The organism is Klebsiella sp. HMSC16C06, from assembly GCF_001808325.1.
In the GTDB taxonomy this organism is placed as follows: domain Bacteria; phylum Pseudomonadota; class Gammaproteobacteria; order Enterobacterales; family Enterobacteriaceae; genus Klebsiella; species Klebsiella variicola.
In genome coordinates this window covers 48,436-70,873 of sequence record NZ_KV792989.1, presented here as the reverse complement: position 1 = coordinate 70,873, position 22,438 = coordinate 48,436, and the positions used below count along the sequence as shown (strand labels likewise).

Genomic DNA, 22,438 nt, shown 5'->3' with positions numbered 1-22,438 from the left:
TCGATCGTGAAATTTTTTTCACTGGTATTAAATCACAAAAGGATTGTCTCGATGTCCAACAATGGCTCGTCACCGCTGGTGCTTTGGTATAACCAACTCGGCATGAATGATGTAGACAGAGTTGGGGGCAAAAATGCCTCCCTTGGTGAAATGATTACAAACCTGTCCGGTATGGGTGTTTCCGTGCCTAACGGGTTTGCCACCACCGCTGATGCTTTTGATCAGTTCCTGGACCAAAGCGGTGTTAACCAGCGCATTTATGCACTGCTGGATGAAACCGACATTGACGACGTTTCCGCATTAGCGAAAGCGGGCGCGCAGATCCGTCAGTGGATCATCGACACCCCTTTCCAGAGCGAACTGGAAAACGCGATTCGCGATGCTTATGACCTGCTGTCCGCCGATGACGCCGAGGCCTCATTTGCCGTGCGCTCTTCCGCTACTGCGGAAGATATGCCGGACGCCTCCTTCGCCGGGCAGCAAGAGACATTCCTCAACGTGCAGGGCTTTGACGCCGTGCTCGTTGCCGTGAAGCACGTGTTTGCCTCACTGTTTAACGATCGCGCGATCTCCTATCGCGTGCATCAGGGTTACGATCACCGCGGCGTGGCGCTTTCCGCCGGGGTGCAGAGGATGGTCCGCTCCGATCTGGCCTCCTCCGGCGTCATGTTCTCTATCGATACCGAGTCCGGTTTTGACCAGGTGGTGTTTATCACCTCGGCGTGGGGCCTCGGCGAGATGGTGGTGCAGGGCGCGGTGAACCCGGATGAATTCTACGTCCACAAGCCGACGCTGGCCGCTGGCCGCCCGGCCATCGTGCGCCGTACCATGGGGTCGAAAAAGATCCGCATGGTATACGCGCCGACTCAGGAGCACGGCAAGCAGGTGCGTATCGAAGATGTGCCGCAGGCGCAGCGCGATGTTTTCTCGTTAACTAACGAGGAGGTGCAGGAGCTGGCGAAGCAGGCGGTGCAGATCGAGAAGCACTACGGCCGTCCGATGGATATCGAGTGGGCGAAAGATGGCCACACCGGTAAGCTGTTTATCGTCCAGGCGCGTCCGGAAACCGTGCGTTCCCGCGGCCAGGTGATGGAGCGTTATACCCTCCACGCTCAGGGGCAGATCATCGCCGAAGGGCGCGCCATCGGCCACCGCATTGGCGCCGGCCCGGTGAAGGTGATCCACGATATCAGCGAGATGAACCGCATCGAACCTGGCGACGTGCTGGTCACCGACATGACCGACCCGGACTGGGAACCGATCATGAAGAAAGCCTCGGCGATCGTCACCAACCGCGGCGGACGTACCTGCCACGCGGCGATTATCGCCCGTGAGCTGGGGATCCCGGCGGTGGTCGGTTGCGGCGATGCCACCGATCGCATTCAGGAAAACCAGAACGTGACCGTCTCCTGCGCCGAAGGCGACACCGGCTACGTTTACGCCGAGCTGCTGGACTTCAGCGTCAAGAGCTCCAGCGTTGGCGAGATGCCGGATCTGCCGCTGAAGGTGATGATGAACGTCGGCAACCCGGATCGTGCATTTGACTTCGCCTGCCTGCCGAACGAAGGCGTGGGGCTGGCGCGGCTGGAATTTATCATCAACCGCATGATTGGCGTTCACCCGCGCGCGCTGCTGGAGTTTGACGACCAGGAGCCGGGCCTGCAGAACGAAATCCGTGAGCTGATGAAAGGCTACGATTCGCCGAGAGAGTTCTACGTCGGCCGTCTGACCGAAGGGATCGCTACCCTTGGCGCCGCCTTCTACCCGAAACGCGTCATCGTGCGTTTGTCGGACTTCAAGTCGAACGAATATGCCAACCTGGTGGGCGGCGAGCGTTATGAGCCGGAAGAAGAGAACCCGATGCTCGGCTTCCGTGGCGCCGGACGCTACGTTTCCGAAAGCTTCCGCGACTGCTTCGCGCTGGAGTGTGAAGCGATGAAGCGCGTGCGTAACGACATGGGGCTGACCAACGTTGAAGTGATGGTGCCGTTTGTGCGTACCGTCGCCCAGGCGAAAGCGGTGGTCGAAGAGCTGGAGCGCCAGGGGCTGAAGCGCGGCGAGAACGGGCTGAAGATCATTATGATGTGTGAGATCCCATCGAACGCCTTGCTGGCCGAGCAGTTCCTCGAGTACTTCGACGGCTTCTCCATCGGTTCGAACGACATGACCCAGCTGGCGCTCGGTCTGGATCGCGACTCCGGCGTGGTCTCTGAGCTGTTTGATGAGCGCAACGACGCGGTGAAAGCCCTGCTGTCGATGGCGATCCGCGCAGCGAAAAAACAGGGCAAATACGTCGGCATCTGCGGCCAGGGGCCGTCTGACCATGAAGATTTTGCCGCCTGGCTGATGGAAGAAGGGATCGACAGTCTGTCCCTCAACCCGGATACCGTGGTGCAAACCTGGTTAGGTCTGGCGGAACTGAAAAAATAAGTTTGCCCTGACAGCACCGATCCCCGGCAGCGATGCCGGGGATTTTTTTTGCCTGTTGCAGGCTGTCCGGTGTGGCGATGCGCAGGACAAAAAAAAGCCCATCGTGGGAGATGGGCAAAGACTACACACAGCAATTCGTTGTTTCACTCAGGGGATTTCCATGCTTATAAATCAAGGTGTTGATTTATAACCGTGAGCTAATAGTAGGCAGCGGGGCCTTTGCCGTCGATCAGATTCCTCTCAATAGTTAAATTGTTGTGAAGGACCGGGGGAGGAAAGCGAGGGGAATGGCGCTCAGGGCCAGCGCTTTGCCGGCGATCAATAAATTTTGCTTAACAATAGGCGGGCAAGGAAACAGGCGGGTCTCCCCGCCTGCCAGGGCATTACTTGCGCCCAGCCTCCAGCTCGCTAAGCTCTTCGAGGACGACATCGGGGTCTTTCGGCGGCGGCGGCACTTCGTGTACCCAGGCGTCATACAGACGCCAGGAGACGGCCAGCAGCACTGGACCGATAAACAGACCGATCATGCCGAAGGCGATCAGTCCGCCAATGACGCCGGTAAGAATGAGGATCATCGGCAGGTCGGCGCCCATGCGGATAAGCACCGGACGAATGACGTTGTCCATGGTGCCAACCACGCAGCTCCACACCAGCAGCACGGTCCCCCAGGTGGTGTCCCCGCTCCAGTAAAGCCAGATAATCGACGGCACCAGAACCAGCAAAGGGCCGAGCTGGACCAGACAGGTAAAGATCATTACCACGGTCAGCAGAGCGGCGTAGGGGACGCCGGAGATGGCAAGGCCGATCCCGCCCAGCACCGCCTGAGTGAGGGCCGTCACCACCACGCCCAGAGCCACGGCGCGCACGGCCTGGCCGGCCAGCAGCACCGCCGCATCGCCGCGTTTGGCTGCGAGGCGTGTAGCGAAGTAGCGGAAACCGTAGGCCACCTGCTCGCCGCGCCAGTAGAGCAGCGCGCTGAACAACAGCATCAGACCGCAGTAGACCAGCAGCTTGCCGATGTGCGCCGCTTGCCCGACAAACCAGCTGGTGGTAGTGCCAATATAGGGGCGAACCTTGGCCATAATCGCCGAGCCGCCCATATCCAGCAGACCATGCCAGGCGGAGTACAGCTTATCGCCGACCAGCGGCACGCTGTTCAGCCAGGCGAAATCCGGCAGCGTCACATTTCCACTGCTGATAAGTTTGATCAGCGGGACGCTGTTATCCACCAGGCTGTTGACCAGCAGAGCGATAGGAATAACGAATAGCAAAAACAGCAGCAGGGTCATCGCCAGCACCGCCAGCATCCGTTTGCCGAACAGCACGCGCTGCAGACGCAGTAGCACCGGCCAGGTGGCGATCACCACCGTACCGGCCCAGGCGAAGGACAGAATAAACGGCTGCACAACCCACAGGCAGGATATGATAATCAGGGCCAGGAACAGCACCGACAGCAGTATTTGCGGAATGTCCCGAGGCTGATGGGGGTTTATCATAGAGAAATTTTACCTTTCCAGTCGCGCCAAAAAGCTGGCGCCGCGTAAATCCATGTACTGATAATAATATCAATAATATTGCCGGGCTGATTTTGCACAGAAAACACGTGGGCGCATATGAAAAAAATGTGATAAAAAGTTGAATGCGCTACGCAAACGTTTAGTTAGCACCAACACAATATTTTCAAACACAACATAGTCAGGCAGGGTCAAGTGTGATGATCCCACAAATTTCTCAGGCACCAGGGGTAGTTCAGCTGGTGCTGAATTTTTTGCAGGTACTGGAGCAACAGGGTTTTACCGGCGATACCGCCACCAGCTATGCCGACAGGCTGACGATGGCCACCGACAACAGCGTCTATCAGCTGCTGCCGGATGCGGTCCTTTTCCCGCGTTCTACGGCGGACGTGGCCTTGCTGGCGCGCGTCGCCGCCGAACCGCGCTTTACATCGCTGGTCTTCACGCCGCGCGGCGGCGGCACCGGCACCAACGGCCAGGCGCTGAACGGCGGGATTATTGTCGATATGTCCCGCTATATGAATCGCATCATCGAGATTAACCCCGAAGAGGGCTGGGTGCGCGTTGAAGCCGGGGTCATCAAAGATCAGCTGAACCAGTTTCTTAAACCCTATGGTTACTTCTTTGCACCTGAGCTTTCCACCAGCAACCGCGCCACGCTGGGCGGGATGATAAACACCGACGCGTCCGGACAGGGATCGCTGGTGTACGGTAAAACGTCGGATCACGTGCTCGGTCTGCGAGCTGTGCTGATGGGCGGCGATATCCTCGACACCCAGGCGGTGCCAGTAGCGCTGGCGGAGACGCTGGGCAACACCCCATCGACGATTGGCCGGATCTATAACACGGTCTACCAGCGCTGCAAGACGCAGCGTGAACTGATCATTGATAAGTTTCCTAAACTTAACCGCTTCCTCACCGGGTACGATCTGCGCCATGTCTTTAACGATGAGATGAGCGAGTTCGATCTGACCCGTATTTTAACCGGTTCGGAAGGCACGCTGGCGTTTATTACCGAAGCGCGGCTGGATATCACCCGCCTGCCGAAGGTGCGCCGTCTGGTCAACGTTAAATATGACTCCTTTGACTCCGCGTTGCGTAATGCGCCCTTTATGGTGCAGGCGAAAGCGCTGTCGGTGGAGACTGTCGACTCCAAGGTACTGAATCTGGCGCGCGAGGATATCGTCTGGCACTCGGTAAGCGAACTGATCACCGACGTGCCGGATAAAGAGATGCTCGGGCTCAATATCGTCGAATTCGCCGGGGATGACGCTACGCTGATTGACCAGCAGGTCACTACCCTGTGCCAGCGGCTGGATGAGCTGATGGCCGGCAGCGAGGCGGGCGTCATCGGCTGGCAGGTCTGTCACGATCTCGATGGCGTAGAGCGGATCTACGCCATGCGCAAGAAGGCCGTCGGCCTGTTGGGCAATGCCAAAGGCGCCGCCAAGCCTATTCCTTTCGCTGAAGACACCTGCGTACCGCCTGAGCATCTGGCGGATTATATCGTCGAGTTCCGCGCGCTGCTCGACAGCCACGGCCTGAGCTACGGCATGTTTGGCCATGTTGATGCCGGGGTGCTGCACGTGCGCCCGGCGCTGGATATGTGCGATCCGCAGCAGGAGGTGCTGATGAAGCAGATCTCTGACGACGTGGTGGCGCTGACGGCGAAGTATGGCGGCCTGCTGTGGGGCGAACACGGCAAAGGCTTCCGCGCGGAGTACAGCCCGGCCTTCTTTGGCGAGGCGCTGTACGGCGAACTTAGGAAGATCAAAGCAGTCTTCGATCCCGATAACCGCCTGAACCCAGGGAAAATCTGTCCTCCGGAAGGGGTCGACGCGCCGATGATAAAAGTCGATGCGGTGAAGCGCGGCACCTGGGATCGGCAGATCCCCATCGCGGTGCGCAGCAGCTGGCGCGGGGCGATGGAGTGTAATGGCAACGGGTTGTGCTTCAACTTTGACGTCAAGAGTCCGATGTGTCCGTCGATGAAAGTCAGCAACCAGCGCATCCACTCGCCGAAAGGGCGCGCGACGCTGGTGCGTGAATGGCTGCGCCTGCTGGCCGACCGCGGCGTCGATCCCAACCAGCTGGAGAAGGCGCTGCCGGAGCAGGGCGTCAGCCTGCGTTCGCTGGTGGCGCGCACGCGGAACAGCTGGCATGCGCGTAAAGGGGAATATGACTTCTCGCACGAGGTCAAAGAGGCGATGTCCGGCTGTCTGGCCTGCAAAGCCTGTTCGACCCAGTGCCCGATCAAAATCGATGTGCCCGAGTTCCGTTCGCGCTTCCTGCAGCTGTATCACAGCCGCTACCTGCGCCCGGTACGCGACCATCTGGTGGCCTCGGTCGAATCCTATGCGCCGCTGATGGCGCAGGCGCCGAAGACCTTTAACTTTTTTATTAACCAGCCGTGGCTGAAAAAGCTGTCGGAGAAGCACATCGGGATGGTCGATCTGCCGCTGCTTTCGGCGCCGTCGCTGAAGCAGCAGATGGCCGGCCACCGCTCTGCCAACATGACGCTGGAGCAGCTCGAAGCGCTGAGCGCTGAGCAGAAAGCGAAGATGGTGCTGGTGGTGCAGGATCCGTTCACCAGCTACTACGACGCCCAGGTGGTGGCTGACTTTATTCGCCTCGTCGAAGCGCTAGGCTATCAGCCGGTGCTGCTGCCATTCTCGCCGAACGGCAAAGCGCAGCATATCAAAGGGTTCCTCACCCGCTTTGCTCGCACCGCGCAGAAGACGGCTGACTTCCTCAATCGCGTGGCGCAGCTTGGCATGCCGCTGGTCGGCGTCGATCCGGCGCTGGTGCTCTGCTACCGCGATGAGTATAAGCAAACCCTCGGCGACAAGCGCGGCGATTTCCAGGTGCTGTTAGTCCATGAGTGGTTGCCGAAGGCGTTGACGACCGCCGCCCGTCCCGAACAGGGAGGCGAGCCCTGGTACCTGTTCGGTCACTGTACGGAAGTGACCGCGCTACCGGCGGCGACAAAACAGTGGGCAGAGATTTTTGCCCACTTTGGCGCGAAACTGGAAAACGTCAGCGTTGGGTGTTGCGGGATGGCAGGGACCTATGGCCATGAAGTGAAAAACCATGCCAACTCGCTGGCCATTTACGCGCTCTCCTGGCAGCAGGCGATGCAGCGGCTGCCGCGTAACCGTTGTCTGGTGACGGGCTACTCCTGCCGCAGTCAGGTGAAGCGCATTGAAGGCAGCGGCGTTCGCCATCCGCTGCAGGCGTTACTGGAGATAATAGGATGATTTGGAAACGTCAGGCCACGCTGGAGCAGCTCAACCGGCTCGGTGAGGGAAACATGGTAGGGCTGCTCGATATTCGCTTTGAGACCTTTACCGACGATACGCTGGAGGCCACGATGCCGGTGGATAGCCGTACGCAGCAGCCGTTTGGCCTGCTGCACGGCGGGGCCTCGGTGGTGCTGGCGGAGACCCTGGGGTCGGTAGCGGGTTATCTGTGCAGCGAAGGCGAACAGAAGGTGGTGGGGCTGGAGGTTAACGCCAACCACATTCGTTCGGCGCGCGGGGGCCGGGTGCGGGGGGTCTGTAAAGCGCTGCATGTCGGCACTCGTCATCAGGTCTGGCAAATCGAAATCTTCGACGAACAGTCGCGATTATGCTGTTCATCGCGGCTAACCACCGCAGTAATATAAGCCATGACCGGGAGGCGAGTAGCCTCCCTTTTTTCAGGGTAATAAACGGTAACGGGTTTGTCAGGACCAGAGATTTTGTCGCACGGACCACCCTGCAGCGGCAAGGAATTATCTAATAAATATATTATTGCCGATCCACTCGCGTTATATATGCTACTCTTTTCAATACTAAATGCTTAAAGGTAACAAGAGGACGGTTAACCATGGGTATTCTTTCCTGGATCATTTTTGGACTTATTGCCGGTATTTTAGCCAAGTGGATTATGCCGGGGAAAGACGGCGGCGGGTTTATTGTGACCGTTATTCTGGGGATCATCGGCGCCGTGGTTGGCGGCTGGATCAGTACCCTGTTTGGTTTTGGCAAGGTCGACGGGTTTAATTTCGGCAGCTTTGTGGTCGCGGTAATCGGCGCGCTGGTCGTGCTGTTTATCTACCGGAAAGTGCGCAGTTAAATCTCTGCCATTCTGTTTCATTCTCGTTAACAAAGCTGCCGCGATAAGCGGCAGCTTTTTTTATTGCAGTGCCCAGGTCAGGCGACCCGCGCAAGGGCTATTGCCCGTCGGCATCCCCGGTAACGGGCACCACCTCAACGTGAACTTCGTAGTGCTTCGCCGGGCTGGCCGGGATCAGCGCGGTCAGTTTGTTAATGGTTTCTGCCGGCGTATCGGTCGCTACCGTGGCCGAAAACAGCACCGGTCTGTGCGGCGGAAGCTGCGGCGGGAACGGCGGCAGGGGGCCACGGCCCATCTCCAGCGGGGGGCGGGCCCCGTTATCAACGGCGGGCGCCGGGACGTCGGTTTTATCGGCCGCAAAGGCGCTGGCGGCGGCAACCGCGGCGATGGCGAACAGGGCAGTCAAAGCTTTTTTCATCTGGTATTCCTCGATTAGCAAGTACCAAAAGAGTAGAGGGCGGCGGCAGGCGGGACAATCCCATGCGACGCGAATCCTCTGAATCTCCTTTTTTCTTCGCGAATGTGAAGGTCAGATGAGAGCTTGTGTCATTGGGGAAGCATTTTAGTTCAGCAGTACGCTCATAATCAGCAGCACGGCCATGCACATCGACATAATACTGATATCAACAATCATTCTTTACGACAAAAGCTCCAGCAAACGGGTACGGCACGGCGGCGACGTCAAAGCACGTATTATAGTGGTTAAAGATTGTACCCTGGCATATATTCACTGGACAAATGATTATTCGCCAGACGTTGCCTGAGTTGCCCGCGCCTGACCATAGCGCCATGACCACGACCGGTTCCACACCTTGCAACCAGCGTTCAGCGGAGCAACATGAGGATGGCTCATGTTGCAATGAATTTAAGTCGCTTTCCCTCCACCGCCGACTCTGGCAAAAATAGACTCATTAACGAATCAACAACATTTATCGGTTGAAGCGCGCCAGGCCTGACCCCGCGTTGCTTGTGGAATGGCAATCTGCTCATTCAGCTTCATACCCAACACCAGAATGGACAATCGCCATGACTAACGAATTTACCTATACGATTAAGCGCAGTCGTTTTGATGAAAACTATAACCCCGCGGAAAATACGCGTATTACCACCAACTTTGCCAATTTAGCCAGAGGGGAGAACCGTCAGGAAAATCTGCGCAATACGTTAATCATGATGAATAACCGGTTTAATACCCTGGCGCACTGGGATAATCCTCATAACGATCGCTATGCGGTGGAACTGGATATTATTTCTGTCGAGATGAATATTGCTCAGGATGGCGCCAGCTTCCCGGTGATAGAGATCCTGCAAACGCATATTGTCGATAAAAAGAGCGGAGAGCGCCATGCCGGTATCGCCGGTAATAACTTCTCCTCCTATGTGCGGGATTATGATTTTAGCGTGCTGCTGCTGGAACATAATAAAAACCGGGGTAGCTTTAGCGTGCCCGATAACTTTGGCGAGCTGCATGGCAATATCTTTAAGGATTTCGTGCAATCCAGCGCCTATAAGGCCAGCTTCAGCAAGGCGCCGGTGATTTGCCTGAGCGTCTCCAGCAAAGATGTTTACCGGCGTACCGGTAATGAACATCCGGTCCTCGGCATTGAATATGCTCAGGATGGCGTGTCGCTGACGGAGCGCTATTTCAGCAAAATGGGCCTGCAGGTGCGCTATTTTATGCCGAAGCACAGTGTCGCGCCGTTAGCCTTTTATTTTACCGGCGATCTGCTTAGCGATTACACCAGCCTGGAGCTGATCGCGACCATCAGCACGATGGAGACGTTCCAGAAAATATACCGCCCGGAGATCTACAATGCCAATTCCGCGGCGGGGCAATACTATCAACCCAATCTCAACCACCTGGATCATTCATTAACAAAAATTGTTTATGACCGGGAAGAGCGCAGCCTGTTGGCGATAGAGCAGGGTAAATTTACACAACAACATTTTATCAACCCGCACAAGACGTTGCTTGAGCAATGGTCTGCTAACTTCGCGCTTTGCTAAACCAAAATAAAAGGCTACTTATTATGAAAACATGGCTTCCGACATCGACCGCCGGCAGTTTACCGAAACCGTCCTGGCTGGCGCAGCCAGAGACCCTGTGGTCGCCCTGGAAACTGTCCAGCGAGGAATTACTGGCCGGCAAGCGCGATGCCCTGCGTTTGTCCCTCGACGACCAGCTGCGTGCCGGGATCGATATTGTCAGCGACGGCGAGCAAACGCGGCAGCACTTTGTCACCACCTTTATTGAGCACCTCAGCGGCGTTGATTTTGCCAAACGCGAGATCGTGAAAATTCGTAACCGCTATGAGGCCAGTGTTCCAACCGTGGTGGGCGCCGTGGAGCGCCAGAAACCGGTCTTCGTGGAGGACGCGCGCTATCTGCGTCAGCTCACCAGTCAGCCGATCAAATGGGCGCTGCCAGGCCCAATGACCATGATCGACACGCTGTATGACAACCACTATAAAAGCCGGGAAAAGCTGGCCTGGGAGTTCGCCAAAATCCTTAATCAGGAAGCGAAAGAGTTAGAGGCCGCCGGGGTCGATATTATTCAGTTCGATGAGCCGGCCTTCAACGTCTTCTTTGATGAAGTCAACGACTGGGGGATCGCCGCCTTAGAAAGAGCGACCGAAGGGCTGAAGTGTGAAACGGCGGTGCATATCTGCTACGGCTACGGCATCAAGGCGAATACCGACTGGAAAAAAACGCTGGGTTCTGAGTGGCGACAGTATGAGGAGGCCTTCCCGCAGCTGCAGAAATCCTCCCTCGATATTATCTCTCTCGAGTGCCACAACTCGCGGGTGCCGATGGATCTGCTGGAACTGATCCGCGGTAAAAAGGTGATGGTCGGGGCGATCGATGTCGCCAGTCATGCTATCGAAACCCCGGAAGAGGTGGCTGAAACCCTGCGCAAGGCGCTGGCGTTCGTCGATGCCGACAAACTCTACCCGTCCACCAACTGCGGTATGGCGCCGCTGCCGCGCCATGTCGCGACCGGCAAACTGCATGCCCTGAGCGCCGGCGCCGAGATCGTTCGCCGCGAGCTGGCGGCAAAGTAAGGCGGGGCGCATTCCCGTTATCTTCCTCTGGCGGTGTCACTCATCGCCGGTTCACCTCCTGAGCGGGCTGTTGCCCGCTCAGCGTCATGTTGCCGCCAGCGGGCGGCAGATCGCCCGCAAGGCGACGGCACTGCACAGCGGAAACAGCGCCAGCAGAAGCCAGGGATAAACCGCCTGCGGCGAGGGGGTGAGCGCCTGGTCAAGCAAATGACCGAGCAGTAAATTTCCGGCTAACACCGCGCAACCCCCCGCGGTGGCGAGCGCCCCGTAGTGGGCGCCCAGCGTCGACTCATCGGCGAACAGCGGGATCAGATCCTTGGCTGAGGGCACCAGCAGCATCTGGCCGAGGGTGAGCAGCGTGACAAAGCAGGCCGACGGCAATAATCGCAGCCAGCCTTCGGCGGGCGGGGTGGCGGCAAATAACGCCACGCTGACAAAAGAAGCCGACAGCAGCAGAAAGCCCACCGGCAGGATGCGCACGGCGCCAATTCGTCGGGCGACGCGGGCGAGAGGGAGCTGCAGGGTGATAATCAACAGCGAGGCCAGCATAAAGAGCGGCGCCAGATCCTGCTCACGACCGCCGGAACGTTGGATCTCCACCGGCAGGGCGAGGTACAGCTGGTTGTAGCTCAACAGCCAGGAGCTGTAGGCGAGAATAAACGCGACAAAGCGCGGCTGGCGCAAAGGCATCCACCATGGGACTCGTCTGCGCGTTGTTGTCGTGTGCCCGTCGGCGGGCAGACAGAAAAAGAGCACCAGCAGCGCCAGGAGAAAGATTCCCGCGCCGGCGAGGGCGATATGCCGAAAGCCGATCCCGCTCAGCAGCCCTCCGGCCACCGGGCCGATAACCGCCCCCAGCTCACCGCACACCGCAAACAGCGCAAACCACTCGGCGCGGCTGCGTTTCCCGTTGGCCTGGCTGTGGGTACCGGTCCGCGCCAGCAGGGCCTCGATCGACGGGGAAAACAGAGCGCCGCCGACGCCGGTCAGGCAGGCGCCGAGGATAATGGGCCACAGCGACGTAGCGCACGCCAGCAGCAGATAACCGGCGACGCGAATGACGCAGCCGGCGAGGATGATGGCCTTAGCGCCATAGCGGTCGGCCAGCGTCCCGCCGATGATAAACATGCCCTGCTGAGAGAAGGTGCGCAGCCCGAGGATCAGGCCGATAAGTCCCCCCGAGAGCAGCATGTCGTCGCGCAGGAAGAGGGCGAGGAAAGGAACGACCGCGTAAAAGCCAATATTAAAAACGAACTGGCTTCCCAGTAACACGGGAGGCCAGAGGGTTGCCGCAGGGCGCAGGGAGAAGAGAGGCATATCCGCCCAACCTAAACGATGAAATGAATGTGTTTTTTACCGTGGTAAGGGGAGATCTCGATTTTGGTTTTCACCCGGAAAACGTCCCACAGCAGCGCTTCGGACAAAATCTCCTCCGGCGTCCCGCTGGCGAGGATCTGCCCCTGCTGCATCACGATCAGCGAATCGCAGAACATCGCGGCATGGTTAAGATCGTGAATGGCCACAATGCTGGTCACCGGCAGCTCGCTGATCAACTGCATTAACTGCATCTGATGGTGTATATCCAGATGGTTGGTAGGCTCATCCAGCAGGATTTCGCTCGGGCTCTGCGCCAGCGCGCGGGCGATATGCACCCGCTGCCGCTCGCCGCCGGAGAGGCTTAACCATCCCTGCTCGCTTTTCTCCAGCATCGCTACCCGCTGCAGCGCGGCGGTGATCGCCTCATCATCCTGAGCGCTCCAGTTTGAAAACGGGGAGTGGTGGGGAATGCGCCCCAGGCGCACGACGTCGCGCACCCGCATATTGGCCTCGGTCATGCCGTGTTGCTCGACGAAAGCCACGCGGCGGGCGAGCTGCTTTTTCGCCATCCGGGTGATGTCCTGGCCGTCGAGGGTGACGCGACCCGCATCCGGGCGGCGCAGGCCCGCCAGAACGCGCAGCAGCGAGGATTTGCCGCAGCCGTTGGGCCCCAGCAGTCCGACCGTTTCGCCGCGCGACACCCGCAGCGAGACATTATTGACGATGACCTTTTTGCCTGCCTTCCAGGTGATATTTTCAGCGCAAATACTCATCACTTATTCCTTGAGCGGTAGATAATCACGGCAAAGAAAGGCACCCCAACCAGGGCGGTTACCACCCCAACGGGCAGACTCTGCGGGGCAATCAGCAGGCGCGACGCAATGTCCGCCAGTACCATCAATATCGCCCCTGCCAGCGCGCTGGCGATCAGCAACGTCCGGTGTAGCGGGCCAAAGAAGAAGCGCATCACGTGCGGCACCACCAGGCCGACAAAGCCGATCGAGCCGGCCATACTGACGATGGTGGCGGTGATCAGCGCCGCGGTGGTGAAGAGGATCAGGCGTACCTGTGGCACGGCAATCCCCAGCGAGGCGGCGGCATCATCGCCGAAGGTGAATGCATCCAGCGCCCGGGCATACCACAGGCAGACCGCCAGGCCCGCGAGCACCACCACGATGACCAGCTGGAATTCGGGCCAGCGGACGCCGCTGAAGCTGCCCAGCAGCCAGAACATCACATCGCGCGCCTGCTGCGCGCTGGCGGAGGTGCTGATGGTGTAAGCCGTGATGGCGTTAAATAACTGTGACGCGGCAACGCCCGCCAGAATCGTACGCTCATTGCCGCCGCGCGCGCCATTAGTCAGCAAGGCGACAAAGGCGAAGGCGGCGAAGGCCCCGGCAAAGGCGCCTGCCGAGAGGGAAATCGCGCCAGCGCCAAGGCCCAGCACCACGATCGACACCGCGCCGGTGGAGGCCCCGGCGGAGACGCCGAGGACGTAGGGTTCCGCGAGGGCATTTTTCAGCAGGCTTTGCAGCACGACGCCGCAGATAGCGAGGCCTGCGCCGCAGCAGGCGGCGACCAGCGCGCGGCTGAGGCGGAAATCCCAGATCACGCTCTCATAGATACGGTTGAGAGGCTCAGCGGTTAAGCCGGTTCTGTTGCTGATAGCGTAAAAGACATTCTGCAGCGGGATGGCCAGCTCGCCGACGCTGACGCCCACCGCTATCACCAGCGCCAGCACGATCACGGCCAGTAAACACCAGCCGGTGAGCAGCATGCTGCGGCGCGTCTGAAGCACGGCGACGCTCATCAGTTCAGCCCCATTTTTCTCAGCTGTTCGCCCACCTGTTCCGCGCCATAAAGCGTGCGAATGGTCGGATTCATCGCCTGACCGTCCATGACCACGATATGGCCTTTTTTCACGGCCTCCAGCTGGCTGACGGCGGGATCGCTTTTGAGGAATTTGATCTTCTCCTCGGCCTTATCCAGCGCCCAGCGGTTACGATCCAGGCTGGAGACCACGATCACATCCGGGTTGGCGGCAATAATGCTCTCCCAGCTCACCGTGGGCCACTCGGTTTCCGAGGTAATCGCATTATGTCCGCCCAGCACGCTGGCGATAAATCCGGAGGCGCTGTTTTTGCCGCCAACATAGGCATCGGCCGAAGGTGAGGCGCTGGAGAACCAGAAGACGAAGGAGAGATCCTTTTTGCTTTTACCAAACTCCTGGCGCAGGTCGGCTTCACGTTTTTTGAAATCGGCAATCAGCGCCTGACCACGATCTTCGACGTTGAAAATGCGAGCAAAATCGCTAATTTCCTGATACAGCCAGGTCATATCCCACAGCTTTTGCCGGCTGCCGTACATATCGCCGGTGGCCTTTTTGGTGGCGCACATCCCCGGTGAGACGTAGCTGTTTACGCCGACGGTAGCGAGATCTTCACGCTTAGCGACTTTGCTTTCCGGCCCCAGCAGCAGCGGCAACTGGGCGGGAACGAAATCGGGATTTTGCGCCAGCACGGATTCCAGGCTCGGAATTTCCACCGTCAGGGTTTTAATCTTCGCGTTTTGCTCAGCCAGCTGCGGTAAAACGCTGGTCGGCCAGAAGGCGCTGGCGACCACCTGCTTTTGCAGCCCGAGCAGCAGCAGAATTTCGACCGTATTTTGCCCCAGCGCGACCACGCGCTCCGGCGGCCGGGTGAAGGTCTCCTGATAGCCACAGTTTTCAATCGTCAGGGGGTAGGTTGTTGCCAGCGCGGAACTGACGGCGGTGAACATCAAGCCTAACGCGCAGAGGACCTTCTTCATTAAACGCTATCCTTGTAAACAGGCGAGTGGATGACCAGCAAATGGGAGTAATGCAAATGAAACTCATTATTGGGGCGGGGTTTTATACAATGCCATATTTACAGTGTCAATGAGTGACTATTTCGGCAGGCAATGAAATGCCCGCGCGATGGGGCGGGTCAGCTCGCCAGTGGGCCACGAATATACGCCTGCAACCCCTGGGCGAGAAAATCAAATACCCGCTTACAGGCAGGGCTGTGGCGCAGATCCTCATGCATTACCAGCCAGGTATCGAGATTCAGGGAAAAGTCGGCCGCCAGTACTCGCTGCAGGGGAATAATGCCATCCGCAAGGGGCACCTGGCAGATGCCGATCCCCGCCCCGGCGCGGATCAGGCTCAACTGGGCGAGGTCGCTATCGGTCCGCATCGCGAACGCTTCGCGCTGAAATCGGGGGTAAGCCTGCAGGGCCCGGCGAACAAGTGGGGTGGCGCTATCGAAACCAATTAGCGCGTGGCTGGCCAGATCGTCGAGGGTAGCGGGCAGGCCCTGGCGCGTCAGGTAGGCGGCGGTGGCATGTAACCCAAGCTCGATCCTGCCGAGACGGCGGGCGATAAGCTGCTCCTGCTGCGGGGCGACCATCCGCACCGCAATATCCGCCTCCCGGTGAAGCAGATCCTGAAACCGATTGGAGAGCATCAGTTCGATGACGATATTCGGGCACGCCTGCCTGAGCCGGGCAACCAGCGGCGGCAGCACCTCGGCGCCGACCACCTCGCTGGCGGCCACCCGCACCACGCCACGCAGTTCGGTTCGGTCGCGACTAAAGTTAGCCGCCGTGCGTTCCAGCGCCCGGGCGGTATTGTCCATCGCCTCGGCGTGCACCCGCAGCGCCAGCGCCGCGTCGGTCGCCAGCAGGCCGGTCTGCGAGCGGGTAAATAAGGCCTGGCCGAGCGCGGCCTCCAGCCCGGCAATATGGCGCCCCGCCGTCGGCTGGGTGATGTTCAGGGTGCGTGATGCGCCCGATAAGGAACCTTCCTGCAGGACGGCGAGAAAGGTTCGGTACCACTCCCAGGGAATAGAGGTATTCATACAAAAATGTATAGCTGCTCGATGATGGTATGCAATTTCATTTGATATGAGCGGCAGGTAGGCTGTCAAGCATCCATTAGCGAACGGGGAAAGAGGATGAACAGCAGCGGCAAAGTACTTATTCTGGGAGCAAGCGGGGGGATTGGCGGGGAAGTGGCGCGCCGGCTGGTGGCGGACAACTGGCAGGTTCGGGCGCTGAAGCGCGGCGCTCAGATTCGCGGTCCCGCAGATGGCATGCAGTGGATAGCCGGCGACGCGCTGAATGCCGGGCAGGTTGCCGCGGCGGCTGCCGGTTGCGACGTTATCGTCCATGCGGTCAATCCGCCGGGCTACCGGCACTGGCGGCAGCAGGTACTGCCCATGCTGCACAACACCCTGCAGGCCGCCGAACAACAGCGGGCGTTAGTTGTTCTGCCCGGCACGGTCTACAACTATGGACCGGATGCCTTTCCGCTGATTGATGAAGCGGCCCCTCAGCAACCGGTGACCCGTAAAGGCGCTATTCGGGTAGAGATGGAGCAGGCGCTGGAGGATTACGTGCAGCGTGGTGGCCGGGCGTTGATTGTTCGGGCGGGCGATTTTTTTGGTCCACGCGCCGGAAATAACTGGTTTTCTCAGGGGCTGGTCAAGCCCGGGCAGCTTCCCCGCGTCATTAGCCGCCCGGGGGCGATCGGCGTCGGGCATCAGTGGGCTTATCTGCCCGACGTCGCCGACACCATCGCCGCGCTGCTGGCCCGCAGGCATGAGCTTGAGCCGTTTGCTCGCTTTCATATGCAGGGCCACTGGGACCCGGACGGCAGCGAAATGAGTCAGGCGATCCAGCGGGTGGTCGCCCGCTATGGCGGCCGAGCGGCAGTGAAGTCTTTTCCCTGGTGGCTGGTAAAGCTGGCGGCGCCCTTCAACGCCACCCTGCGGGAAATGGTCGAGATGCACTATCTCTGGCGTCTGCCGGTACGCCTGCGCAACGATAAACTGGTTGATTTTTTAGGCGCGGAGCCGCATACCCCACTCGACAGCGCGGTGCTTCAGACGCTGCAAGGCCTGGGTTGTCTGCCCGCCGGCGCGATAAACACCGAGGTGCGCGAGGCGTAACGCGGCAAGAGGATCACAGAGCGGGGCGTTATTGTGACCAAATCATAATAACGTCACTCGTTGTCAAACGATAGCGATCGCATTAAGCTAAACGGATGACGAAAAATACCCCCACCCCTGCAAGCCGTGGTCCCCATGACCACAGCGTTCGGGACCAGATTCTTGACGCGGCCATGGCGCACTTTAGTCGCTATGGCTATGAGAAAACGACGGTCACCGATCTCGCCAAAGCGATAGGCTTTTCCAAAGCCTATATCTATAAATTCTTTGACTCCAAGCAGGCGATTGGCGAGGCGATTTGCGCCAGCCGGCTGGAGAAGATCATGGTGGCCGTCAGCGCGGCTATCGCCGATGCGCCGTCCGCCAGCGAGAAACTGCGCCGCCTGTTCCGGGCACTGACCGAGGCCGGCAGTGAACTGTTTTTCGAGGATCGCAAACTGTACGACATCGCCGCCGTCGCAGCGCGCGATAAATGGCCTTCAACGGAACAGTATGCCGGTCATCTGCAGCAGCTGATTGGTCAAATCCTTGTCGAAGGCCGCCAGGCGGGTGAGTTCGAGCGCAAAACCCCGCTGGATGAGGCGACCCTGGCGGTCTATATGGTGATGTGTCCTTTCATCAACCCGGTGCAGTTGCAATACAATCTCGACACCGCGCCCACCGCGGCGGTGCTGCTTGCCTCCCTGATCCTGAGAAGTCTCTCCCCCTGATTAGTGACTATTGACTTTATTGGTCACTCGTCTGAGAATGCGGTCACTGTCCGGTCTTTTCATTAAGGTGACCCATGCTCAGGCTCAATGCCGTCCATCTTGCCGTCTGCCTCCTGCCGCTGGCCCTCGCGGGCTGCGGCGAACCTGCCGATCATGACGATCCCCGCACCCGGCCGCCGCTGGTCCGGGTGGCGACCGTCGAGCGCGCGGAGGCCAGCTCGCGGGCCTTTACCGGCGTGGTGGTCGCTCGTACCCAAAGCGATCTCGGCTTCCGGGTATCGGGAAAAATCCTTGCCCGGCTGGTGGAGACCGGGCAGAGCGTCAAGCGCGGTCAACTGCTGCTGCGTCTGGATCCGGCTGATTTAACCTTGCAGGCGCAGTCTCAACAGCGGGCCGTGGATGCCGCGCGGGCGCGAGCCAAAAAGGCGACCAACGATCTGGCCCGCTATCGCGGCCTGGTGGCGAGTGGCGCCGTCTCGGCCGCGGAATTCGACCAGGTTAACGCAGCGGCAGAGGCGGCGAGAGCCGACCTGAGCGCGGCCCAGGCGCAGGCCAATGTGGCGCAAAACGCCACCGGCTATGCCGGACTGCTGGCGGACGCTGACGGCGTGGTGGTGGAAACGCTTGCCGAACCGGGGCAGGTGGTCAGCGCCGGACAGGTGGTGATCCGCCTGGCGCGGGCGGGGCAGCGCGAAGCGCGGGTGCAGCTTCCGGAGACGCTGCGCCCGGCGGTCGGCAGCGAGGCGCTGGCGACACGCTATGGCAGCGAATCTCAGCCGGTCACGGCGACCCTGCGACTGCTTTCGGACGCGGCTGACGCCACCACCCGCACCTTTGAAGCGCGCTATGTGCTGAACGGGGCGCTGGCGAATGCGCCGCTGGGGTCTACCGTGACCCTACGTATCGGCAGCGACCTGGCGCCAGGCCAGGTGCTGGAGGTGCCCCTGGCGTCGCTCTACGATCCGGGCAACGGCCCTGGCGTCTGGCGCATTGCCTCGCGTCCGGCCACCGTCTCCTGGCAACCGGTGACCGTGCTCGGCCTGAATGATGAAACGGCGCGGGTGACCGGCCCGCTGAAGCCCGGCGAGCCCATCGTCGCCCTGGGCGCCCATCTTCTGCACCAGGGCGAGGCGGTGCGTCTGGCGGAACGACGCGAGCATAATGCCGCCGGGAGCCAGCCATGAGCGCCGGGCGTTTTAATCTCTCCGCGCTGGCCGTCCGCGAGCGGTCGGTGACCCTGTTTTTGATTATCCTCATCTCCGTCGCCGGGCTGGTGGCGTTCTTCGGACTCGGGCGGGCGGAAGATCCGCCCTTCACGGTCAAGCAAATGACGGTCATTACCGTCTGGCCCGGCGCCACCGCGCAGGAGATGCAGGATCAGGTCGCCGAGCCGCTGGAAAAACGGCTCCAGGAGCTGAAGTGGTACGATCGCACGGAGACCTATACCCGCCCTGGTATGGCGTTGATCACGTTATCGCTGCAGGATCAGACCCCGCCGTCCGAGGTGCCGGAGCAGTTTTATCAGGCGCGCAAAAAGCTCGGGGATGAGGCGAAAAACCTGCCTGCCGGCGTCTCCGGCCCGATGATGAATGACGAATTCGCCGATGTCACCTTTGCCCTCTTTGCTCTGAAAGCGCGGGGAGAGCCGCCGCGGCAGCTGGTGCGTGACGCTGAAGCCCTGCGCCAGCAGCTGCTGCATGTACCCGGAGTGAAAAAAGTGAATATCCTCGGCGAACAGGCGGAGCGCATTTATCTCTCCTTTTCTCATGATCGTCTCGCCACCCTGGGCCTTTCGCCAGAGGCGATTTTTGCCGCGCTGAACAGCCAGAATGTGCTGACCGCTGCCGGGGCCATTGAGACCCGGGGCGGGCAGATCTTTATCCGCCTCGACGGGGCGTTCGACCGCCTGCAGCAGATCCGCGACACGCCGATTACTGCCGGGGGCAGAACGCTGAAACTGGCCGATGTCGCCACGGTTGAGCGAGGGTATGAAGATCCCGCGACCTTCCTGATCCGCAATCAGGGCGAACCGGCGCTGCTGCTGGGGGTGGTGATGCGCGAGGGCTGGAATGGTCTGGCGCTGGGGAAAGCGCTGGACGCCGAAACGACCAGCATCAATCAGAGCCTGCCGCTCGGCATGTCGTTGACCAAGGTGACCGATCAGTCGGTGAATATCAGCGCCGCGGTCGATGAGTTCATGATCAAATTCTTTGTCGCCCTGCTGGTGGTGATGGCGGTGTGCTTTGTCAGCATGGGGTGGCGCGTGGGGGTGGTGGTCGCGGCGGCGGTGCCTTTAACCCTGGCCGTGGTGTTTGTGGTGATGGAGGCGACCGGCAAAAACTTCGACCGCATCACTCTCGGCTCGCTGATCCTCGCCCTGGGCCTGCTGGTGGATGATGCCATCATTGCCATCGAAATGATGGTGGTCAAAATGGAGGAGGGGTACGACCGCCTCAAAGCCTCCGCCTATGCCTGGAGCCATACCGCGGCGCCCATGCTGGCCGGTACCCTGGTGACGGCCGTGGGCTTTATGCCCAATGGATTTGCGCAGTCCACCGCCGGGGAGTACGCCAGCAACGTGTTCTGGATCGTCGGTATCGCGCTGATTGCCTCCTGGATCGTGGCGGTGATTTTTACCCCCTGGCTGGGGGTGCACCTGTTGCCGGACAGAAAGCCCGCGGCGGCAGGCCACGCCGCGCTGTATGACACCCCACGCTATCAGCGTTTCCGTCGGCTGCTGACCCGGGTTATCGCCCGCAAATGGCGCGTGGCCGCCAGCGTGGTGGTGCTGTTTATGGTGGCGATACTGGGAATGAGCGCGGTGAAAAAGCAGTTTTTCCCCACCTCCGATCGTCCGGAAGTACTGGTTGAAGTACAGATGCCTTACGGGTCGTCGATTATCCAGACCAGCGCCGCGACGGCGAAAATTGAGCACTGGCTGCAGCAGCAGCCGGAGGCGAAGATTGTCACCAGCTATATTGGCCAGGGCGCGCCGCGCTTTTACCTGGCGATGGCCCCGGAGTTGCCCGATCCCTCCTTTGCCAAACTGGTGGTGTTGACCGACGGTCAGGACGCCCGCGAGGCGCTCAAGCGGCGGCTGCGGGAGGCGGTGGCCAATGGCCTGGCGCCGGAAGCGCGGGTGCGCGTCACTCAGCTGGTCTTTGGCCCTTATTCGCCCTATCCGGTTGCCTGGCGGGTGATGGGGCCCGATCCGCACACCTTGCTCGACATCGCCGAACGGGTTAAATCGGTGCTGCAGACCAGTCCGCTGATGCGCACCGTCAATACCGACTGGGGTTCGCGGGTGCCGGTGATGCATTTCAGCCTCAATCAGGACCGGCTGCAGGCGAGCGGACTCAGCTCCCAGTCCGTCGCCCAGCAGCTGCAGTTCCTGCTGTCAGGGATCCCCATCACCACCGTTCGGGAAGATATTCGCGCCGTGCAGGTCATCGGCCGCGCGGCGGGCGATATCCGTCTGGATCCGGCGAAAATCGCCGACTTCACCCTGGTGGGCAGCGGCGGGCAGCGGGTTCCCTTGTCACAGATTGGCGACGTGTCGATCAGAATGGAGGACCCGCTGCTTCGCCGTCGCGATCGCACGCCGACCATCACCGTCCGCGGAGATGTCGCGGATACCCTGCAGCCGCCGGATGTCTCCAGCGCGCTGATGAAACCGCTGCAACCCATTATCGACTCGCTGCCGCCGGGGTATCGCATCGAGACGGCGGGGTCGATCGAGGAGTCAGGCAAAGCCACCCGGGCGATGATGCCGTTATTTCCCATCATGATCGCCCTCACGCTGCTGATCATTATCCTGCAGGTGCGTTCGCTGTCGGCGATGGTCATGGTTTTCCTGACCGCGCCGCTGGGGCTGATTGGCGTGGTGCCGACGCTGCTGCTGTTCAATCAGCCGTTTGGCATCAATGCCCTTGTGGGTCTGATCGCCCTGTCGGGGATCCTGATGCGCAATACGCTGATCCTGATTGGCCAAATCCACCACAACGAACAGGCAGGGCTCGATCCGTTCCACGCGGTGGTGGAGGCGACGGTGCAGCGCGCCCGCCCGGTTCTGCTGACCGCGCTGGCGGCGATCCTGGCGTTCATTCCGCTCACCCATTCGGTCTTCTGGGGAACGCTCGCCTATACGCTGATTGGCGGGACGCTGGGGGGAACCATCATGACCCTTATTTTCCTGCCGGCCATGTACGCGATCTGGTTCCGCATCCGACCTCAGCCCCCGGCTGACGCTGTGCAACACCCGGCGCTGCACCCGCAGGGGTAATTCCCTCTTGCCGGACCTGGCCGATAAACGCGGTCAG

General features: G+C 60.1%; 17 protein-coding genes and 1 other RNA gene. 10 read left to right on the top strand and 8 right to left on the bottom strand.

The window, feature by feature from the left end; translation table 11 throughout:
• Positions 1 to 51 precede the first annotated feature (51 nt).
• Positions 52 to 2,430, top strand: coding sequence for a phosphoenolpyruvate synthase (gene ppsA / locus HMPREF3142_RS06905; protein ID WP_012541376.1), 2,379 nt, complete (start codon positions 52 to 54; stop codon positions 2,428 to 2,430).
• A gap of 86 nt (positions 2,431 to 2,516) precedes the next feature.
• On the opposite strand, the gene rprA is transcribed toward ppsA, so the two are convergent.
• Positions 2,517 to 2,624, bottom strand: an RNA gene (gene rprA, locus HMPREF3142_RS06900) — antisense sRNA RprA.
• Between the two features lie 189 nt (positions 2,625 to 2,813).
• Positions 2,814 to 3,926, bottom strand: a complete 1,113-nt coding sequence (ydiK, locus tag HMPREF3142_RS06895) for an AI-2E family transporter YdiK (protein ID WP_004203114.1) — start codon at positions 3,924 to 3,926, stop codon at positions 2,814 to 2,816.
• A gap of 218 nt (positions 3,927 to 4,144) precedes the next feature.
• Here ydiK and HMPREF3142_RS06890 point away from each other — a divergent pair, with 218 nt between their 5' ends.
• The 3 genes from HMPREF3142_RS06890 (at position 4,145) to HMPREF3142_RS06880 (ending at position 8,060) form a co-directional block, all read left to right on the top strand.
• Positions 4,145 to 7,201: a D-2-hydroxyglutarate dehydrogenase YdiJ gene (locus HMPREF3142_RS06890; protein WP_070611901.1), complete on the top strand. Its 3,057-nt coding sequence runs from the start codon at positions 4,145 to 4,147 to the stop codon at positions 7,199 to 7,201.
• The gene (gene menI / locus HMPREF3142_RS06885) at positions 7,198 to 7,608 is read left to right on the top strand and encodes a 1,4-dihydroxy-2-naphthoyl-CoA hydrolase (protein ID WP_008804450.1); all 411 of its coding nucleotides are present in this window, start codon (positions 7,198 to 7,200) and stop codon (positions 7,606 to 7,608) included. Before HMPREF3142_RS06890 ends, menI begins: the two co-directional genes overlap by 4 nt.
• Positions 7,609 to 7,811: 203 nt before the next feature.
• Positions 7,812 to 8,060, top strand: coding sequence for a GlsB/YeaQ/YmgE family stress response membrane protein (locus tag HMPREF3142_RS06880; RefSeq protein WP_002909014.1), 249 nt, complete (start codon positions 7,812 to 7,814; stop codon positions 8,058 to 8,060).
• Positions 8,061 to 8,157: 97 nt separating this feature from the next.
• Here HMPREF3142_RS06880 and HMPREF3142_RS06875 read toward each other — a convergent pair whose 3' ends face one another.
• Positions 8,158 to 8,478 carry a hypothetical protein gene (locus HMPREF3142_RS06875; protein WP_012967847.1) on the bottom strand — a complete coding sequence of 107 codons (321 nt, stop codon included), beginning with the start codon at positions 8,476 to 8,478 and terminating at the stop codon, positions 8,158 to 8,160.
• 608 nt (positions 8,479 to 9,086) lie between these two features.
• On the opposite strand from HMPREF3142_RS06875, the gene HMPREF3142_RS06870 reads away from it, so the two are divergent.
• Both HMPREF3142_RS06870 and HMPREF3142_RS06865 read left to right on the top strand, forming a co-directional pair.
• Positions 9,087 to 10,067: a DUF1852 domain-containing protein gene (locus HMPREF3142_RS06870; RefSeq protein WP_032730651.1), complete on the top strand. Its 981-nt coding sequence runs from the start codon at positions 9,087 to 9,089 to the stop codon at positions 10,065 to 10,067.
• Between the two features lie 23 nt (positions 10,068 to 10,090).
• On the top strand, positions 10,091 to 11,122 hold the full coding sequence (locus HMPREF3142_RS06865) for a methionine synthase (RefSeq protein WP_008804453.1): 1,032 nt from the start codon (positions 10,091 to 10,093) through the stop codon (positions 11,120 to 11,122).
• An 84-nt stretch (positions 11,123 to 11,206) separates the two neighbouring features.
• Here HMPREF3142_RS06865 and HMPREF3142_RS06860 read toward each other — a convergent pair whose 3' ends face one another.
• From HMPREF3142_RS06860 to HMPREF3142_RS06840, 5 genes are all read right to left on the bottom strand, one after another.
• Positions 11,207 to 12,394: an MFS transporter EitD gene (locus HMPREF3142_RS06860; RefSeq protein WP_176747611.1), complete on the bottom strand. Its 1,188-nt coding sequence runs from the start codon at positions 12,392 to 12,394 to the stop codon at positions 11,207 to 11,209.
• A gap of 56 nt (positions 12,395 to 12,450) precedes the next feature.
• Positions 12,451 to 13,212, bottom strand: a complete 762-nt coding sequence (locus HMPREF3142_RS06855; protein ID WP_008804455.1) for a siderophore ABC transporter ATP-binding protein EitC — start codon at positions 13,210 to 13,212, stop codon at positions 12,451 to 12,453.
• Positions 13,212 to 14,249 carry a FecCD family ABC transporter permease gene (locus HMPREF3142_RS06850; protein WP_012541383.1) on the bottom strand — a complete coding sequence of 346 codons (1,038 nt, stop codon included), beginning with the start codon at positions 14,247 to 14,249 and terminating at the stop codon, positions 13,212 to 13,214. Before HMPREF3142_RS06850 ends, HMPREF3142_RS06855 begins: the two co-directional genes overlap by 1 nt.
• Positions 14,249 to 15,247, bottom strand: a complete 999-nt coding sequence (locus HMPREF3142_RS06845) for a siderophore ABC transporter substrate-binding protein EitA (protein ID WP_012967850.1) — start codon at positions 15,245 to 15,247, stop codon at positions 14,249 to 14,251. Before HMPREF3142_RS06845 ends, HMPREF3142_RS06850 begins: the two co-directional genes overlap by 1 nt.
• A gap of 158 nt (positions 15,248 to 15,405) precedes the next feature.
• Entirely contained in the window at positions 15,406 to 16,317 is a 912-nt protein-coding gene (locus tag HMPREF3142_RS06840; protein ID WP_012541385.1) for a LysR family transcriptional regulator, read from the bottom strand.
• 96 nt (positions 16,318 to 16,413) lie between these two features.
• On the opposite strand from HMPREF3142_RS06840, the gene HMPREF3142_RS06835 reads away from it, so the two are divergent.
• The 4 genes from HMPREF3142_RS06835 to HMPREF3142_RS06820 all read left to right on the top strand — a co-directional run bounded on the left by HMPREF3142_RS06835 (position 16,414) and on the right by HMPREF3142_RS06820 (position 22,401).
• Positions 16,414 to 17,409, top strand: coding sequence for an NAD-dependent epimerase/dehydratase family protein (locus tag HMPREF3142_RS06835; protein ID WP_070611897.1), 996 nt, complete (start codon positions 16,414 to 16,416; stop codon positions 17,407 to 17,409).
• A gap of 95 nt (positions 17,410 to 17,504) precedes the next feature.
• The gene (locus tag HMPREF3142_RS06830) at positions 17,505 to 18,119 is read left to right on the top strand and encodes a TetR/AcrR family transcriptional regulator (protein ID WP_004143215.1); all 615 of its coding nucleotides are present in this window, start codon (positions 17,505 to 17,507) and stop codon (positions 18,117 to 18,119) included.
• 74 nt (positions 18,120 to 18,193) lie between these two features.
• Positions 18,194 to 19,303, top strand: coding sequence for an efflux RND transporter periplasmic adaptor subunit (locus HMPREF3142_RS06825; RefSeq protein ID WP_070611895.1), 1,110 nt, complete (start codon positions 18,194 to 18,196; stop codon positions 19,301 to 19,303).
• Positions 19,300 to 22,401 carry an efflux RND transporter permease subunit gene (locus tag HMPREF3142_RS06820; RefSeq protein WP_070611893.1) on the top strand — a complete coding sequence of 1,034 codons (3,102 nt, stop codon included), beginning with the start codon at positions 19,300 to 19,302 and terminating at the stop codon, positions 22,399 to 22,401. Before HMPREF3142_RS06825 ends, HMPREF3142_RS06820 begins: the two co-directional genes overlap by 4 nt.
• Positions 22,402 to 22,438: the final 37 nt, after the last annotated feature.